Source organism: Serratia sp. NCCP-200, from assembly GCF_059697885.1.
In genome coordinates this window covers 140,016-156,165 of the sequence record NZ_BAAKUJ010000009.1, presented here as the reverse complement: position 1 = coordinate 156,165, position 16,150 = coordinate 140,016, and the positions used below count along the sequence as shown (strand labels likewise).

Below are 16,150 nucleotides of genomic sequence, written 5' to 3'. Positions count from 1 at the left end.
TCTATCAGGCGGTATGTCCCTGATGCTGCATACGGCTCGATAGCGGCCACCAACACAGCAAAATCAGCAACGCCATGGCAAACATCAGCAAGCCAAGGCTGAACTGCCCGGTTTGCGGCAGCATGGCTGACAACCATGTCGCCAGTCCAGACCCCATATTCTGCATCCCGCCTACCAGGGCACCCGCCGCCCCGGCCAGATAAGGGAACGGCTCCATCGCACCTGTGGTCGCCAAGGGGAATAGCATCCCGGCACCGAAGAAGAACAACGCCGCAGGCACGATCAGCGTCCAGATATTCATCACCCCGAACCAGCCAGGGATCCACATCATCAGCCCGGCCAACAGGCAGCTGATCACCGAATGCCACATCAGGCTGTGGAAGGTTTTTCCGTCACGCCCGGCATACCAGGCACCAAAGAACGCCGCCGGGATCGGCAGAATAAACAGGATACTGACGGTCAAACCGCTCAGGCCCAACACCCCGCCCATCAACACGCCACAGCTGGCTTCAAAAACGGCAATCCCGGCCAGAGCGCCGATCAACATCACCAGATAGCAGCTGAAAGTGCCGTCCGCCAGCAGTTGGCGGAAGCTGGAGAACATGGGGCGTTTTTCCGTCTGCTGCGGCCGGGTTTCCGGCAACCAGCGGAACATGGCAAACGCTACACCGGCGCACAGCACCAGCAGGAAGCCATAACAAGCCCGCCAGCCAAACATCATCGCCAATCCCCCACCAATCACCGGAGCCAACAGCGGGCTGACAAGAATGCCCATATTCAGCAGGCTATTGGCATATCGCAGGGACGTCCCCGCATACAGATCGCGCGGCATGGTTCTGGCCATCACGCCCGCCACGCCAGTGCCCATCCCTTGAACCGCGCTGGCAGCCACCAACATCGATAGGCTGTTGGCCAGCAAAGCGCCCAAGGCACCGAGCAGGAAAATCATCATGCCAGCCAGGATCACCGGGCGGCGGCCAATGCGATCGGAAAGCGGCCCGTAAATCAATTGCGAGAAGCCGTAGGTCAACAGATAAGCCGCCATAACGCGCTGCACGGAGCCGGAGGGCACCGAGAGATCGCGGGCAATATCGGCGATAATTGGTACATAAATGGTTTGTGCCATCTGACCGACGGCAACCAGCAGGATCAGCATCACCAGCAGGTGGAAGTTCTCAACTTTTCTCATTATCTTCATTAACTTATTCAGTATTGCGACACTCAACCCCGCCCAATACCCCAGGGGGAACCACAGAGCAGCTTCTCAGCGACGCATAAGCTAACAAATCTGATTTTTTTAGCGAGTTTCGGGCAAATATAGATCGCCGTCACACTGGCACCTATCGCTACCAGTCTCGTAAATCAAACTGTACGTATCTGTTGTCATAACGGGAAAGAGTTAAAAATGATAAACTTGCATCAGATTAGCTTTAACACTTAATCGATAATTATTTCCATCAACTTGAAATAAGATACCGCCACAGGGATTTGGGTTTTATGAAAACACCAGAGCTGATTTTATTGCAGTTAAAAACCTTGGGTCCTCATTCTGCCAAAATGCTGGCAGAGCGGCTGGAAATCACGCCGATGGGGATCCGGCAGCATCTGCAATCCCTTGAACAACGTGAGCTGGTTTGCTACGAGGAAACGCGCGCCAAAGTAGGCCGCCCGACGCGTTACTGGTCTTTGACCCAACAGGGCCATGCCCAGTTTGCCGACGGACACGATCGGCTTTCGGCTATCTTGCTGGAGTCGGCACATGAGCTGTTCGGTGCCGAAGGCATAGAAAAGCTGATCCGTGCTCGCGAGGATAAACTCTATCACCGGTACGCCGATGAGCTGGCAGAGGAAGAAGACCATCTCAGCAAGCTCAACCGCCTGGTTAACCTGCGCCAGCGTGACGGCTACATGGCGGAACTGTTGGAAAGCCCGCAGGGGATGTTGCTGGTGGAAAACCACTGTCCGATCGGCGTGGCGGCCCATACTTGCAGCAACTTGTGCAACTCCGAGCTGCAACTGTTCCATCGCCTGTTTGGTAAAAGCTATCGGATAGAACGTACCGCGCATGCCATCTCCGGCTCACGACATTGTGCTTATTTGATCCGACCACGGGAGCGTTAAAAGTATGGCTGAATGGGTTAATGGCAAAGTGACAGGGGTACAACATTGGACCGATGGCTTGTTCAGCATCACCGTCAATGCCCCGATCGACAGTTTCACCGCCGGGCAGTTTGCCAAGCTGTCACTGGAAATAGACGGCGAGCGCGTTCAGCGCGCCTATTCTTACGTTAATGCCCCCAGCGATCCTAACCTGGAGTTTTATCTGGTCACAGTGCCAGAAGGAAAACTCAGCCCAAGCCTCCATCAGTTGCAGCCCGGAGCGGAGGTGATGGTCACCAAAGAAGCCGCCGGATTCTTTGTGCTCGAAGAAGTGCCAGACTGCGACACCTTATGGATGCTGGCGACCGGCACCGCCATCGGCCCTTATCTGTCGATCCTGCAAGAAGGCAAAGATCTGGATCGCTTCAACAACCTGGTGCTGGTGCACGCCGCACGATTTGCCCGCGATCTCAGCTACCTGCCGCTGATGCAGCAACTGCAACAGCGTTTTAACGGCAAACTACGCATTCAAACCGTGGTCAGCCGCGAAGAGGTGGCTGGCTCATTGACCGGGCGCGTTCCGGCTCTGCTGGAGGACGGACGGCTGGAAGCGGCGGTCGGTTTGACCCTGGATGCCGAAACCAGCCATGTGATGCTGTGCGGCAACCCGCAGATGGTGCGAGATACCCAGCAAATGCTGAAAGAGAAGTACCAGATGCGCAAACATCTGCGCCGCAAGCCGGGCCATATCACCAGCGAGCATTACTGGTAGTTCAGCGGAATTTTACCGGTTCGGCCTCTGGGCCGAATCGGTTATCCCCAGGGGTGCCAAGAAAAGCCCCCAGGTCGATCGCCATCATCACCACAATCAACGTCGGAATAAAACGCCCCACGCCCCACTGCCAGACCGGCGCCAACATCTGCCAGTTACCGGCTGCCAATATCCACGCAAGGATCAACAGCAACGCCCACCAGCCCTTTTTATTCCGATCGTGCAGGCGCTTGACGAGCACCGCCGCCGTTGGCCACAGCAGCGCCACAATGCAAAAGGCGATGGTCTGGATCGCTACCACATCGTAGTTGGCCAGCGTGAAAGCCACCGCCATCAGCACTACCCAGACAGCCATCCAGATCCAGAAGTCGCGCCGCCCGATACGGCCCTTAAAGGAAAAACACCATTGCTGTAAGCTCATCGATTCATGCACTCTTGGCCTGCCCATATTCTGCGCCGCAGTGTAACATAGGCTATACCGGGTTGAGCTAGCCCCGGAAAAACGCAGACCATCGCACCGCCTTGAGTCAGCAAACGACAATCACGCGGAATTTTTGACAATTCCCCCGGGTTATCGTTTTAATCGGAGTCATCATTGTTACCGATGCCGTATACCATGCTGAAAAAAATCATCGTTATAGCCAGCCTGTGCTCCCCCATCGGCAGTGCTTGGGCCGATCCTCCGGATACGCCTACCGAAGCCCCGGCGAACGCCCCTTACTTGCTGGCTGGCGCGCCCACCTTCGATCTGACGGTGGTGCAATTTCGCGAAAAGTACAACCGCGACAACCCAACATTGCCGATTGGTGAGTTCCGCGTCGTCCCCTCCAGAGAGGATGACTCTCCTTTGCTGACCCGCGCAGCCAGCAAAATTAACGAAAACCTGTACGCCTCTACCGCGCTGGAAAAGGGCACCGGTAAGATTAAAACCATGCAAATTACCCATTTGCTGTTGCAGGATGGCGAAGAAAAAGCGGCCAAAGCCATCGCGGTGAACTACATGGCGGCCCTGAGCCGCCAGTTTGAACCGGCACTCACCGTCGAAGAAAGCATCATCAAGGTGAACAACCTGCTGGAAAAAGGCAAAGGCTCCTACTTCTACCAGCAACAGCTCGGGGCAATACGCTATGTGGTGGCAGATAACGGCGATAAGGGGGTAACCTTCGCCGTTGAACCGATTAAGCTAACGCTATCTGAACCCTGATACCCCAGCAATTAATGACAAAAAGCAAAGCCTTTGCACTGATTCATCTCTATACTGTTGGGCAGGTAAACTGCCTGTCCGGCAGTTGTCATTTAGACTCTCGCATCCCCTTTTTGGAGGAAAACACATGCGTCATCCATTAGTAATGGGTAACTGGAAGCTTAACGGCAGCGTTCACATGGTTAACGAACTGATCGCCGCCTTGCGTAAAGAACTGAGCAGCGTTGACGGTTGTGGCGTTGCCATCGCACCTCCAGTCATGTATCTGGATCTGGCCAAGCACGCACTGGGTGGCAGCCGCATCGCTCTGGGCGCACAGAACGTCGACATCAACCTGTCTGGCGCCTTCACCGGTGAAGTTTCTGCCACCATGCTCAAAGACGTAGGTGCTGAATACATCATCATCGGCCACTCAGAGCGCCGTACCTATCACAAAGAAACCGACGCAGCGATCGCAGAGAAATTTGCCGTGCTGAAAGCCGCTGGCCTGATCCCAGTGCTGTGCATCGGTGAGACCGAAGCAGAAAACGAAGCGGGTAAAACCGAAGAAGTTTGTGCGCGCCAGATCGACGCCGTGCTGAAAACCCAGGGCGCTGAAGCGTTCAAAGGCACCGTCATCGCTTATGAGCCAGTGTGGGCTATCGGTACCGGTAAATCTGCCACCCCAGCGCAAGCTCAGGCAGTGCACAAATTTATCCGTGACCATATCGCCAAGCAAGATGCTGCGGTAGCAGCCGAAGTGATCATCCAGTACGGCGGTTCCGTGAACGATAAGAACGCCGCAGAGCTGTTTGCTCAGCCAGACATCGACGGCGCGCTGGTTGGCGGCGCATCACTGAAAGCTGACGCTTTCGCCGTGATCGTCAAAGCCGCTGCCCAAGCGAAAAAAGCCTGATTTCATCCGGCCTGAAATAACAAAACCCCGGTTTTCCGGGGTTTTTTATGGCCAAAAATTAGCGATCAGCGCTTGCTGATTTCGTCAAAAATCCCGCCGGTGGCAAAGTGCACCTTCTGCGCTTCAGTCCAGCCGCCAAAAGTATCATCCACGGTGAACAGCTTCAGTTTTGGAAACTGCTCGGCGAATTTGGCTGCAACGGCTGTATCACGTGGACGGTAGTAGTTGTTGGCCGCAATGGTCTGGCCTTCCGGTGAATACAGATACTTCAGGTAAGCCGTAGCCACATCACGGGTGCCGCGCTTATCAACGACCTTATCCACCACCGATACCGTTGGTTCAGCCAGAATGGATTCGCTCGGGGTGATGATTTCAAACTTGTCTTTCCCCAGCTCTTTCTCTGCCAGCAAGGCTTCGTTTTCCCAGGCGATCAGCACATCACCGATGCCGCGCTCAACGAAGGTATTGGTTGCGCCACGTGCACCGGAATCCAACACTTCCACATTTCGGTACAGCTCTTTGACGAACTCCTGAGCCTTGGCTTTATCGCCACCGTTCTTGTGCAGAGCATAACCCCAGGCAGCCAGATAGTTCCAACGGGCACCGCCAGAGGTTTTCGGGTTCGGTGTAATAACCGACACGCCAGGCTTCACCAGGTCAGCCCAATCATGGATCTGTTTTGGATTATCCTTACGCACCAGGAAAACGATGGTCGAGGTGTAAGGTGCCGAGTTGTCTGGCAGGCGCTTGATCCACGCTTTATCAATACGACCACGCTCGGCAATCGCGTCCACGTCGTATGCCAACGCCAGCGTGACCACATCCGCTTCGATGCCGTTAATCACCGAGGTCGCCTGCTTGCCGGAACCGCCGTGTGACTGACGCACGGTAACCTTATCGCCGGTCTGCTGCTGCCAATACTTACCAAACGCCGTGTTATATTCCTGGTAGAACTCACGCGTAGGATCGTATGAGACGTTCAGCAGTTGAATATCTTTCGCCATAGCACCCGATGCCAACAGCAGTAAAGTCAGACCCACACCCCATTTTTGCATTGCCGTTCCCCCAGAAAATGACGCAACCTCAAGCGGTTGATTTAGCATCAAAGCCTGCCAGAAACTTCCCTCACAATTAAAGAATAAAAAATGTTGTACTAGACCATTCTGGAATATAGCGGCTACCGATAAAAAAAAGCCCCCAACAAAGGAGGCTATTTCGCGGCGTTCAAGCTGGATTAGTACAGCTTTTTCGCCGTTTCCAACCAGTCACCCTTGAACGGACGCTTCATGTTTTCGATCGCGTCAACGATGTCGTGGTGCACCATCTTCTCGTTCTGGATCCCTACGCAGCGGCCACCGTAACCTTGCAGCAGCAGGTCGATGGAGTACGCGCCCATGCGGGAAGCCAGAATACGGTCGTAGGCAACCGGTGAACCACCACGCTGGATGTGGCCCAATACGGTAGCACGGGTTTCACGCTTGGTTTCCTGCTCGATGTGGCGTGCCAGTTCGTCGATATCACAGATATGCTCGGTGATCGCCACGATGGCATGCTTTTTACCTTTGGCGATACCGGCTTTGATTTCGTCAACCAGATCGTCACGGCTGAATTCGATTTCCGGCAGAACGATAAATTCACAACCACCGGCAATGGCCGCCGCCAGGGTCAGGTCGCCACAGTAACGCCCCATCACTTCCACGATAGAGATACGTTGGTGTGATGAAGAGGTATCGCGCAGGCGGTCAATGGCTTCCACCACGGTTTCCAACGCGGTGAAGTAACCGATGGTGTAGTCGGTGCCTGCAACGTCGTTATCGATGGTGCCAGGCAAACCGATGCAAGGGAAACCCTCTTCGGTCAGGCGCTTCGCCCCCATGTAGGAGCCGTCACCACCGATGACCACCAGCGCATCAATGCCGCGGTTTTTCAGGTTTTCAATCGCCTTGGCGCGCACGCTGTCATCCCTGAACTCTGGAAAACGCGCAGAACCCAGGAAGGTGCCGCCGCGATTGATCATGTCAGACACGCTATAGCGGTCTAATTGCTCCATGCGATCTTCGTACAAACCAAGGTAGCCATCGTAAATACCAAATACTTCCAGACCTTCTGTGAGCGCGGCACGCACAACGCCACGAATGGCAGCGTTCATACCTGGGGCGTCACCGCCACTCGTCAGTACACCGATTTTCTTGATCATGACTACCTCTGAACTGTAGATGCAATTTCTTAAGAATTCTGTATTCGCCGACTCACCGGGTATCTCTCCAACGGCGCAAAACCAGCTTTACGGCTTTTATTGCTGGATATTATAACAAAAACACCCAGCTGAATTGATTCAGGTCACGCAACATCAAGGAAAAAACTTCACATGGCACGGCGTGCTAACACCGTGATTTCTCAATCCACCCAACATTGACCTATGTCAGTTGATTATAGTTCCCAATGCCCCTGTCGGCCCTGAGGAACAACAGAACAGGGATCTTGGTGAATAATCACGTCGGCTCCGGGGAAACGATGCAACAATGCCTGCTCCACCTGTTCTGCCAGAATATGCGCCTGCATCAACGGCAGGGTGTCTTCCATTTCCAGATGCAACTGGATAAACCGCGTTGGCCCAGACTGCCGCGTACGCAGATCGTGCGCACCTTTCACACCCGGCCAAGACGATACCACATCGATAATTGCCTGACGCTCTTCATCCGGCAAGGCGCGATCCAGCAGGGACTGCACCGCCTCGTACCCCATACGCAGCGCGCTATAGAGAATATAAACCCCAATGCCCAGGGCAAACAGTGCGTCCGCACGGTGAAATCCATACCAGCTTAGCCCAAGTGCTATCAAAATAGCACCATTCATCATCACATCTGACTGATAATGCAGCATATCGGCCCGTACCGCCTGGCTGCGCGTTTTTCTGACTACCCAGCGCTGATAGGTCACCAGGATGAGAGTGCTAATCAACGCAATGATAGTTACAGCTACCCCAATACCCGGCGAATTCAGGGGCTGCGGGGAATACAGATGCTGGAAGCCGGTCAAGAACAGGAACAGGGCAGAACCGGAGATAAACATGCTTTGCGCCAGCGCCGCCAGCGACTCGGCCTTGCCATGGCCAAAGGTGTGCTCTTCATCAGCCGGCTGCAACGAGTAGCGCACCACCAGCAGGTTGGTTAACGATGCGGCAATATCCACCAACGAATCCACCAAAGCCGCCAACAGGCTGACCGATCCGGTGAGATACCAGGCAACGATCTTGATCAACAGTAGAACGGAAGCCATTCCGGTGGCGGCTAAAGCAGCGGACTGCACCAGCCGCGCGTATTGCTGTTCCATAAAAAACCCCAACCAAAGTTTATGGGCTTCAGTATAACGGAATGGAGGGTAAAAAAAGTCCCGCCATTATTACGGGATGCTTGTCAGCTAAGCAAAAGAATCTGGCAAAACGTGCAGTAATGTCGCTCTCCTAGATAAGTATTCATAAGGTATCCAGGTTTGAAGGCGCGTCCACGTAGTGTCCACACTCAATGGTTTTTAAAAATCCGAAACCTTTTAGAAAAAAATTAATTCATTGTTTTTTAAGTGGATTTATTTTATCGAAATGAAAAAAAACCCCCTCATCATGAGGGGGAAGACAGGGATGGTGAGGTAATATCTCTGTTAACCTATTGAGATAAAAGGATTTATCTCTTGTTTCGTCCACAAGTTGACTACGCTTCGATTTAAGGCCCTGCTTTGCGGGGCTTTAACTTTTCTTTCCCCCACCTCCCATAATGGCTAGTATTTGAACCGCAACAAAATACCCTTGGGATTTATGGAGTTTTTCATATGGCAATGACTACATGCAAAGAGTGTAAAAAAGAAGTATCTGATCGCGCTAAGGTTTGTCCACATTGCGGAGTTAAAAAGCCTGGTGAGAGATGGTGGCATGCTTTAGCTGGCTTTGCTGTTCTCATCATCGTTGGGACTGGCGCATATTTTTACTTCGGTAGCGGTGATTCTGTAGAAGCTACGGATAAAGCTACTCCACCGAAACAATGTGCTGCTACTGATGGGCAGTGCCTCTTTGAAGCGAATCTGGCTGATGCATCATATCCATGTAAAAGGCAGATCGAGAAAACATCCAAGTATGATTTTGAATGGAACGATGGAGTTTTCGGACTGGCCTTTACTCATTTTCGAAATATACCGGAAAAGGGGCAACTGATTTTCACTGGGGATAAGGTTAAATTTACTAACGGATTCAACGCCAAAGTTAACATGATCTATTCCTGTACCTATGATTTGAAATCGAAATCAGTAGTTGACGTTACCGTTAAAGAAGGTCGCTTGTAAGTGATTTACCGGGTAGTTGAATATAAAAAAGCCAGCCCGTAGGCTGGCCGGTTACTGCGCGGCTTGTCACTTCCATTAATTCCCATTCCGCAGATGCCGGAATAAATCTTCATTTGTCCGGCGATGATAGGATTCTGGCAGGTGCGGCAGTTTGGCCTTGTCGATCTCATTTTCGATATCAAAGAATTCAAAAGGCTCGCAGGCAGCTACCAAGTATTGCAGCCTGTTTGAGTGATTGTAGGTTTCTACCTTGTAAACAATGAATTCCATAGCTTCAGATAGGCCAGGCCCGGCCTCTAAGTGGCGAACCATTGGGAGTGTTGGCGTCATCTGTATAACATCCCTTCGATAATCGTTGACTATCTGGCCGTGGTGCTCACCACCTAACAGCAAATAACTGACGTTACTATCCATTGCCACACCTTCGTTTTGTTCTCGTTGGCTTAATTTATCACAAAGAAAAGCCAGCCCGTAGGCTGGCCGGTTACTGCTTGGCTGGCATCAATGTGCAGCTCTACTTACTTCCATTCCCTGGTATGGCCGCAATGCTCTGCGTTTGTTGCGTGAATTTCAGTCTACTGGCCTATGCTGTTTCTCTCCAATTGGTTACGCAGATCAATTGATGATGAATTGATCGGTTAAAACGATCGTACTGTTTTACGTGGGTTATTATTTGTTCTCTTTTTTATCGCTCGCGCCGAGATCGTGCGCGCCAGGTGGCCGAGTTTTTACAGTTAACGCAATTTCCCACAACTCCCCCGCATGCCGCGCCGCTGCTGGCTTTGCCATTATCTTCCGTAAATTCCCGCCCGGAAATCCTTCGCGCTGCGATCCGGCGTAAAATACATATCCCCCTTTAATATCAATGCAATATATTTTTGTGATCGTTGCGAGATCGTCGCATTCACTGTAATTAACTGAAATCCTTGTCACTCGTTACAGTTGGCGATCCTTTGCAGATCCTCAGCACTGGCGCGGCCTGGCGGGGGCATTTGTAGAATCACGACACTGTAAAAAAGTCTAGAAATATTTTGCGCAGGCTTGGTGGGCGTGTGCGTTTTACGTCGCGAATCTTTTACCTCACCAGATTTGCGCCCTGTGCTGCACAGGCGGGCCTCTGCGGCATTCATCGGTCTGAATCCCGGCACTTGCATGGGTTGTCTGGTGGGCGTCGTGGTGACGCGCTCAGGGCGCGCTGTCTATCATGATGGTGAGGGGGTAATTCAGGAGGCATCAGCGGGGCGCGGCCCCGCCGTGGGTATCAGTCAATGAATGGGCTGTATTTTTCGGTGAGCGCCGTGGTTCGCTTGGCCGTTGTGGTTATTTCACCGCTGTTGGTTGGGGTGCCGGTATTGCTGTGGGTGTGCTGCGCCGTCTGTTGTGCCAACTGATGGAGCACGTCAAGGGTGTCAGTCAACAGGGTTAACACGTTCACTTCCGCACTGCCCAGGCGGATAGAGGGGGCCATTAACTCATGCGCCTTGGCAACACTGCGGCGGATACCGGCTATCTGTTCGGTCAGATTGCCTTTGACCTGTACGTCTTGATTGCCGCCGATCGTGGTCTTGTCGTCCTGGCCAACATCGCCGGTTCTGTCTTTGCTACAGGTGATCACCAGGTTGCCCGATGCGCCGATCGTGTAGTTGCCATCCGCCAGGTGAACCACTGCACCGGCCAACAGCTTGGCGGTACCCAATACCGTGGCGGTATCGTTGCCCTTTACGATTGCTTGGCGCGTTGTGGTGGTGCGGGTTTCGGCGTCGTTGGTCACTTTTCTGGTGCTGCTGGTTTCCTCGATCGCCTGGTCGGTTTCGCGCTGCCAGCTCCCTGCCTGGTTAACTCGCTGGCTCACACCTGCCCGCTGTTGCTGCAACTGCTCGCCGGGTTTGATATCGGGCAAGGTGTGGCCGTCCTGCATCGTTTGCCGGATCAGTGGCTTATCGGGTCGCCCTTCTGCAAATCCTACCTCTACCACGGTGCCTTCGGGCGGGTATTGATACATCCCGCCTTCCGGCCCCGCCATTGGCACCGGCAGCGGTACCGCGTTATAAACCGGCGTATCCTGCGCCGCTGCGCCGTTCTCATCCAACAATTGCAGATTGACGGCATAGCGTGGCCGGAATGGGTCAGACTGATCGCCCAGGGCGGCGGTATCCGTTGGCCCCATGACGCGGGCCAGGCGCGGCAAGTGTAGGCCCGCGCTCAGTTCGGGATAGATTTTATCAATCTGGCGCTGTTCGGGTGACTTCTGCGCCGGTTTCCCCTGGCTGTTAAGTGGCGTCCAGGTTAGCGTCATTTCATCGTCATTGGCGGTGACTTGCGTGATGCGGCGACCGTTGGCAATAACGCCCGGCCGGATGGCGGGGATTAACGGCAATGTCATGCTATTGCCTGCGGTGGCGTTCTGAATAAATTCGGTAGGGATATCGACCGGCGACCGCGCAAAGAGTGAATCCGCATAGCTGCCGACAAAGACGCTACCATCAGCCAACTGATACCAGGTGTAATCCGCAATGCTAAACGCCCGGCCCAGGTCAGCTAATAGCTGATCGCCGGTTCCGCTGTGCGTGAAATGGGGGATTGGCGTATCCAGGTACCCGGCATTTTCTGGCAGTGAAAACACCATGCCGGTGAGCCTGGCAACCTCGGCGGTAACATCGCGTAACGTAGGGTGTTGCAATGATACCGGCCATTTTTGGGCAAACGTGCCGACCAACTCACGCACAAAAAGACGCTGCGCGCCGTTCTCTGCTGGGCTGCTCCGCTCCACATAGCCGGTGAACCAGCGGTAAACCGTGCTGTTGATACCCAGATCCAGGCGCACCAACTGGCCGGTATAGTCGACCGGTGTCAGGGCGGTAATAAATCCCCGACCGCAAGCGGCCAACTCAAGCACGACGCGAAAGGAGGCCACCGCTATGGTTTCGGTGCCGATCCGCAAAGTCACGACGGGTTTCATTGACTTCCCCCTGGGCCGATCGCCGTATCAATTTTTTTAAGCACATTTTCGAACCAGGAAAGCTTTTCGGCTGATTCCTCGGCGCTGCCCGTGCCGCCAGGCGTTTGAGCATTCGCGCTGCCACCAGCACCACCTGCGCCCCCGGCAGCGGCTTGCATGGCTTTTCGCTCAGCAACACTGAAATATTCTTTCAAGGTGAAGTTAACCAACCACACCATGCGGTCAGTCTGGGCCGCTGCATCGACATTGCCGGAAAAAGTCACCTCTCTTAATTTGATGACCTGGGCCAACTCGTTAGCGACACGATAGCGCCTCATTTGCCCGCCTGCGTCTTTGGCTTCGGCCAGGGCATAAAGCCGGGTCAGTCGCTCTTTTTCGGAAAAGGGGATTTTCCCAGACACCCGCAATTCTTTACCCTTGATCCCCTGCTCGGCATTAGCCGTACTGCTTGCTTGCCCGGACTGGTCTTTGTCCTGAATTTGCATTGATGAGGACACAATAATGTCTTTCATCAAAATGGCTTCGCCATCCAGCGCCAGAACAATGATTTCACTCATAGATCCCCCAACATGGCGCGCAGCGGCGCTAAATCCTCGCCGACAAACATCAGCGCCAACGTGAAAACGTTGTCAGAAACAGGTACCGCGTCACGCATCAGCCTGGCAGCGGCCTGGGTGTCGCCGATCGCCGAAACAGCCCACACTGGCACACTACCGGCCTGCAACTGCTTTAACCCTTGCTTTGCCATATCCAACAGGGCCGCACGTTGCTGGGCAAACTCGGCCAGTGCGGCGGTAACACCTTCCGGCGTACTGGGGGCGGCACTCTCGGCAAACGCCTTGATCATGTCTTGTACCCCGGTTGCAAGGCGTGTGGTGCTGACCGATAACGGCAGGGCGGGCGGTAAGCTGTTACTCATGGCCGGTAACTGCATGCGGCTGGTTGCCAGTCCGATCGCCGTGGTTGCCCGTCGCTGAACCTGGGTTAACACCGGGATAGGGAACACCTCAGCGGCAGCGGCCAGCACGGTGGCAAATGATGCCAACGTGGGGGCCGTCAGCATGATCACGCTGACATCTTGGCGCACTGACGCCCCGGCCAGCTTGTTGACCAGGTAGTTAACCGCATTCGGCGGGCTCAGGTAAAAACCTGATTCCTCTTGTTGGCCCAGCCCAAAAACCCACGGGTGTGCGGCCACAGTGGAACACGTCACCGCCTCCAGGTTGTCAGGAATATGCAGTCGCTTTTGCTCCCACATTACGGCATCACCGGCCATTCAATCGCGGGCGCAGTTTGCAGATCAACACGGCCCAATAAAACGCGGTAGGTTTTCCACGCCGTCAGCCGTTCGGCGTCGCCATCCTGCTGCATACCCAGCGCGATCGCATCTTCCAATTCAGTGACCTGCTCGTCAGCATGGCCGCGCAATAACTGGCGCTGGTGTTGGGCCTGTTCAATGGCTTGGTGTAGACGCGCATTCGCCTCTTGGGTCTGGGCCGCCTGTTGCGCCAGAGTATCCGTCACCCACTCGGTGCCGTCCCAATGGTCAAACGGGGTACCCGGTGGAATAAACGTATAACCCTCCGGCAAGATAAACCAGGCATCAGGTACCTGGTGCGCCTCGCCGTCAGCACTGTAGTAGGTGGTGCCGGTCTGGTCAGTCAGTTCTATCCATGCGCCCTCTTTGAACAACAGGACGTTGCCCGGCGCGGGAACGGGCGGTGCTACGGTAACAGCCCAATCCGGCAAGGCGTCGATCAACTCCAAAACCATAAACGGGTTGCCGTAACTATCCCAGTATTCAACCCCGCGCAAATCAGGCACAGTGCGCCATTTCTGCCCATCCCACACCCCGGCCATGCCACTCTTTGGCTGACATGGTACGGTTGTACAGTTTGCAGGCAATCCCGTACCGGGTGGGACGCAGTAATTAAACGTGCCGGTAAACACGCCTTTTTCATCAAAATTGTAGATCCACACAAAACGCGGATTACTGGAAAACTCAAAATTCGTGCTCATTATGCAAGCCTCACAATGTAGTTAAACGCGATGTTATCAACGGTGTTTTTTGCCGCGCCGTAAGCGTCAATGCGCAAGCTGTGACCGTGCCACCCCAGATTCACCCAATGGGTGTGCGCTGGCGTGTCCTCTACCAGACCATGGTCTGCAAATGCGTTGTGGGCCGTAAAAGAAAAGCGCTCACTGGTGCCGCCCTCAAGTGCGGTATTGGAGGGGTAAGCCCGGACTTTTGGCCTAAAATACCCGCCCGCCGTGGTTTCTTTCGAACCCAGATCAGCGCTGCCCACTTCCCCGCCGTGGCCGTGATTTTTAACCTCACCATCGGCCAGTGATAGCGGGGCGCGCCCGATCGGGGTACCCAAAATCGTGCGGTCGCGTGTATCGGGTAAAAAACCAGATGGATAGACAATAGCCAGTTGAGGGTTAGCGACTTTATCAAATGCCTGCCCAACAGCCATGGCGCAACCAGGGGGTGCGATATTTGTCGGCCATGGCAACAATACGCCCGCATTGATTAGCTGACCGGTATCCGCCAGGCTCGCCAGCGCCTGCTTTAGCTGGTCGAAAGTCACCGCATCCGTCCCCAATTCGCCCGGTGCCAGGTTGGCTAATACCCGCTTAAGGGTGCCATGCCCTACAGAGACTTCCTTTGTACGTGTTGTTTTTGACTCGCTCCCAAGTGCCACACTACTGGCATGTTCGGCTGTGGTGTCAGCCCCGATAGCAACCGCATTTGTCGAATTGCCACCATTTGCCGTTTTCCCAATGGCAATGTTATTTACGCCTTCCGCAATAGCCGCATTGCCTATCGCGATATTTCTATAGCCCGACGTTTTGGAAAGGTTGCCGATCGCTACCGCCGAAATTCCGGTGCCTGTATTCGTCACCCCCTCATTTGATGAGGCGTCCCCAGTCACTTTAAGCCCAGCTAATTGGAGGCTTGCAACCGCCGCGGTTTTATTTATCACATCAGACAGGTTACTTGACCGTTGCAAGAATCGACCATCGAGTTGCTCGACGGTTTCATTAGACGGAAACGGCACACGGTTATCGGTCACGGTGGTGCCGTTAACGGTGGCAATACGGGTGACAAAGTGCCGATTACCGGCGCTGTCAACGTAATCGGCCAGGGTATCGGCGGCGCGTAGCGTAAAGCTGTTGGCCCATGCGCCCGTGACTGTACCTTGCCAACAGATATCAACCCAAACGCCGGTTTTACCGGCCAATGCTAACGCCTGGTTATTGGTCAAAATGGCGCGCAGGCCACCGACATACCCCAACCCCACCGCGATAGTGGCCGTCGCACCGGCAACGGTGACTTTGAAGCCATCGCCACGGAATGCCGCATTGCCGTAGTAATCGACGTTAGCCAGGCGGCGGGATTCGTCCATGCTTTGTAGGCGGGCGCTGAAATCAATCATCCAGGTCGCTGGGGTGACGTTGATTTGTGACGCCGTGGCGGCGCTGTCAAACTCCATCGCCAGGTTACGGATCAAGCTGTTGCCCTGCTGGCCGTTCTCGGTCTTGATTTTCTGTTGTTCAGCCAGATGGACAATCATCAGCACGGTGCCGCTGGCACTGTCGACCAGGCCCACCCAGTTATAATTCCAGTTGCCGATCGTGGTATCCAATACAACGGAATACACCACCGCGTTTTCGTTCAGCGCACCATACTGGGTGATATCTGCGGTATGGCGAATCCTTCCCGCTGCGGGCATACCTTCGTTGCGGTCAATCTCGGTGTTTTCATCCTGGCCTGGGATAAGCGCAAAAACCATCTTATCCGGCCTGGCTGGTTCGCCGTTGACCGTTTTGTTAACTAACCAGGCTTCGAATGCCTTGGTGATTGCAGTCTGTGACATACGATTT

At 54.2% G+C, this 16,150-nt stretch carries 16 protein-coding genes; 5 read left to right on the top strand and 11 right to left on the bottom strand.

Annotation, left to right across the window (positions count from 1 at the left end):
* Window positions 1-4: 4 nt before the first annotated feature.
* Window positions 5-1,189 (bottom strand): multidrug efflux MFS transporter EmrD, encoded by a 1,185-nt coding sequence (emrD, locus tag AC6HVW_RS23205; protein ID WP_071683730.1) that lies wholly within the window; start codon window positions 1,187-1,189, stop codon window positions 5-7.
* A gap of 308 nt (window positions 1,190-1,497) precedes the next feature.
* Here emrD and AC6HVW_RS23200 point away from each other — a divergent pair, with 308 nt between their 5' ends.
* Both AC6HVW_RS23200 and fpr read left to right on the top strand, forming a co-directional pair.
* A complete protein-coding gene (locus AC6HVW_RS23200) occupies window positions 1,498-2,121 on the top strand; it encodes a helix-turn-helix transcriptional regulator (RefSeq protein ID WP_071683731.1) in 624 nt (207 codons plus the stop codon).
* A 4-nt stretch (window positions 2,122-2,125) separates the two neighbouring features.
* Window positions 2,126-2,872, top strand: coding sequence for a ferredoxin--NADP(+) reductase (gene fpr, locus AC6HVW_RS23195; RefSeq protein ID WP_497569705.1), 747 nt, complete (start codon window positions 2,126-2,128; stop codon window positions 2,870-2,872).
* Between the two features lies 1 nt (window position 2,873).
* Here the strand turns inward: fpr and AC6HVW_RS23190 are convergent, their stop codons facing one another.
* Window positions 2,874-3,293 (bottom strand): DUF805 domain-containing protein, encoded by a 420-nt coding sequence (locus AC6HVW_RS23190; protein ID WP_021181880.1) that lies wholly within the window; start codon window positions 3,291-3,293, stop codon window positions 2,874-2,876.
* 195 nt (window positions 3,294-3,488) lie between these two features.
* Here AC6HVW_RS23190 and AC6HVW_RS23185 point away from each other — a divergent pair, with 195 nt between their 5' ends.
* Window positions 3,489-4,076: a DUF1454 family protein gene (locus tag AC6HVW_RS23185; RefSeq protein WP_071683789.1), complete on the top strand. Its 588-nt coding sequence runs from the start codon at window positions 3,489-3,491 to the stop codon at window positions 4,074-4,076.
* Between the two features lie 127 nt (window positions 4,077-4,203).
* The gene (tpiA, locus tag AC6HVW_RS23180) at window positions 4,204-4,971 is read left to right on the top strand and encodes a triose-phosphate isomerase (RefSeq protein WP_071683733.1); all 768 of its coding nucleotides are present in this window, start codon (window positions 4,204-4,206) and stop codon (window positions 4,969-4,971) included.
* A 65-nt stretch (window positions 4,972-5,036) separates the two neighbouring features.
* Here the strand turns inward: tpiA and AC6HVW_RS23175 are convergent, their stop codons facing one another.
* From AC6HVW_RS23175 to fieF, 3 genes are all read right to left on the bottom strand, one after another.
* The gene (locus tag AC6HVW_RS23175; RefSeq protein WP_071683734.1) at window positions 5,037-6,026 is read right to left on the bottom strand and encodes a sulfate ABC transporter substrate-binding protein; all 990 of its coding nucleotides are present in this window, start codon (window positions 6,024-6,026) and stop codon (window positions 5,037-5,039) included.
* Between the two features lie 179 nt (window positions 6,027-6,205).
* A complete protein-coding gene (gene pfkA / locus AC6HVW_RS23170; protein ID WP_021181876.1) occupies window positions 6,206-7,168 on the bottom strand; it encodes a 6-phosphofructokinase in 963 nt (320 codons plus the stop codon).
* A 233-nt stretch (window positions 7,169-7,401) separates the two neighbouring features.
* Window positions 7,402-8,304 carry a CDF family cation-efflux transporter FieF gene (gene fieF, locus AC6HVW_RS23165; protein ID WP_071683735.1) on the bottom strand — a complete coding sequence of 301 codons (903 nt, stop codon included), beginning with the start codon at window positions 8,302-8,304 and terminating at the stop codon, window positions 7,402-7,404.
* Window positions 8,305-8,796: 492 nt separating this feature from the next.
* Here fieF and AC6HVW_RS23160 point away from each other — a divergent pair, with 492 nt between their 5' ends.
* The gene (locus AC6HVW_RS23160) at window positions 8,797-9,303 is read left to right on the top strand and encodes a zinc ribbon domain-containing protein (protein WP_497569704.1); all 507 of its coding nucleotides are present in this window, start codon (window positions 8,797-8,799) and stop codon (window positions 9,301-9,303) included.
* A 75-nt stretch (window positions 9,304-9,378) separates the two neighbouring features.
* On the opposite strand, the gene AC6HVW_RS23155 is transcribed toward AC6HVW_RS23160, so the two are convergent.
* The 6 genes from AC6HVW_RS23155 to AC6HVW_RS23130 all read right to left on the bottom strand — a co-directional run bounded on the left by AC6HVW_RS23155 (window position 9,379) and on the right by AC6HVW_RS23130 (window position 16,143).
* Window positions 9,379-9,717, bottom strand: a complete 339-nt coding sequence (locus AC6HVW_RS23155) for a hypothetical protein (RefSeq protein ID WP_497569703.1) — start codon at window positions 9,715-9,717, stop codon at window positions 9,379-9,381.
* An 847-nt stretch (window positions 9,718-10,564) separates the two neighbouring features.
* Complete coding sequence (locus AC6HVW_RS23150) at window positions 10,565-12,262, bottom strand: hypothetical protein (protein WP_497569702.1); 1,698 nt, start codon at window positions 12,260-12,262, stop codon at window positions 10,565-10,567.
* A complete protein-coding gene (locus AC6HVW_RS23145) occupies window positions 12,259-12,819 on the bottom strand; it encodes a baseplate complex protein (protein ID WP_209529630.1) in 561 nt (186 codons plus the stop codon). The genes AC6HVW_RS23150 and AC6HVW_RS23145 overlap by 4 nt, the downstream gene beginning before the upstream one ends.
* Window positions 12,816-13,520 (bottom strand): hypothetical protein, encoded by a 705-nt coding sequence (locus AC6HVW_RS23140; protein ID WP_497569701.1) that lies wholly within the window; start codon window positions 13,518-13,520, stop codon window positions 12,816-12,818. Before AC6HVW_RS23140 ends, AC6HVW_RS23145 begins: the two co-directional genes overlap by 4 nt.
* Window positions 13,520-14,281, bottom strand: coding sequence for a tail fiber assembly protein (locus AC6HVW_RS23135; RefSeq protein WP_497569700.1), 762 nt, complete (start codon window positions 14,279-14,281; stop codon window positions 13,520-13,522). Before AC6HVW_RS23135 ends, AC6HVW_RS23140 begins: the two co-directional genes overlap by 1 nt.
* Window positions 14,281-16,143, bottom strand: a complete 1,863-nt coding sequence (locus tag AC6HVW_RS23130) for a phage tail-collar fiber domain-containing protein (RefSeq protein ID WP_497569699.1) — start codon at window positions 16,141-16,143, stop codon at window positions 14,281-14,283. The genes AC6HVW_RS23135 and AC6HVW_RS23130 overlap by 1 nt, the downstream gene beginning before the upstream one ends.
* Window positions 16,144-16,150: the final 7 nt, after the last annotated feature.

Coding starts and splice junctions, on each gene's coding strand:
- pfkA (WP_021181876.1), bottom strand. CDS start 7,168: ATGATCAAGAAAATCGGTGTACTGACGAGTGGCGGTGACGCCCCAGGT.
- AC6HVW_RS23155 (WP_497569703.1), bottom strand. CDS start 9,717: ATGGATAGTAACGTCAGTTATTTGCTGTTAGGTGGTGAGCACCACGGC.
- fpr (WP_497569705.1), top strand. CDS start 2,126: ATGGCTGAATGGGTTAATGGCAAAGTGACAGGGGTACAACATTGGACC.
- AC6HVW_RS23130 (WP_497569699.1), bottom strand. CDS start 16,143: ATGTCACAGACTGCAATCACCAAGGCATTCGAAGCCTGGTTAGTTAAC.
- AC6HVW_RS23135 (WP_497569700.1), bottom strand. CDS start 14,281: ATGAGCACGAATTTTGAGTTTTCCAGTAATCCGCGTTTTGTGTGGATC.
- AC6HVW_RS23200 (WP_071683731.1), top strand. CDS start 1,498: ATGAAAACACCAGAGCTGATTTTATTGCAGTTAAAAACCTTGGGTCCT.
- AC6HVW_RS23190 (WP_021181880.1), bottom strand. CDS start 3,293: ATGAGCTTACAGCAATGGTGTTTTTCCTTTAAGGGCCGTATCGGGCGG.
- emrD (WP_071683730.1), bottom strand. CDS start 1,189: ATGAGAAAAGTTGAGAACTTCCACCTGCTGGTGATGCTGATCCTGCTG.
- AC6HVW_RS23140 (WP_497569701.1), bottom strand. CDS start 13,520: ATGTGGGAGCAAAAGCGACTGCATATTCCTGACAACCTGGAGGCGGTG.
- AC6HVW_RS23185 (WP_071683789.1), top strand. CDS start 3,489: ATGCTGAAAAAAATCATCGTTATAGCCAGCCTGTGCTCCCCCATCGGC.
- tpiA (WP_071683733.1), top strand. CDS start 4,204: ATGCGTCATCCATTAGTAATGGGTAACTGGAAGCTTAACGGCAGCGTT.
- AC6HVW_RS23150 (WP_497569702.1), bottom strand. CDS start 12,262: ATGAAACCCGTCGTGACTTTGCGGATCGGCACCGAAACCATAGCGGTG.
- AC6HVW_RS23175 (WP_071683734.1), bottom strand. CDS start 6,026: ATGCAAAAATGGGGTGTGGGTCTGACTTTACTGCTGTTGGCATCGGGT.
- fieF (WP_071683735.1), bottom strand. CDS start 8,304: ATGGAACAGCAATACGCGCGGCTGGTGCAGTCCGCTGCTTTAGCCGCC.
- AC6HVW_RS23160 (WP_497569704.1), top strand. CDS start 8,797: ATGGCAATGACTACATGCAAAGAGTGTAAAAAAGAAGTATCTGATCGC.
- AC6HVW_RS23145 (WP_209529630.1), bottom strand. CDS start 12,819: ATGAGTGAAATCATTGTTCTGGCGCTGGATGGCGAAGCCATTTTGATG.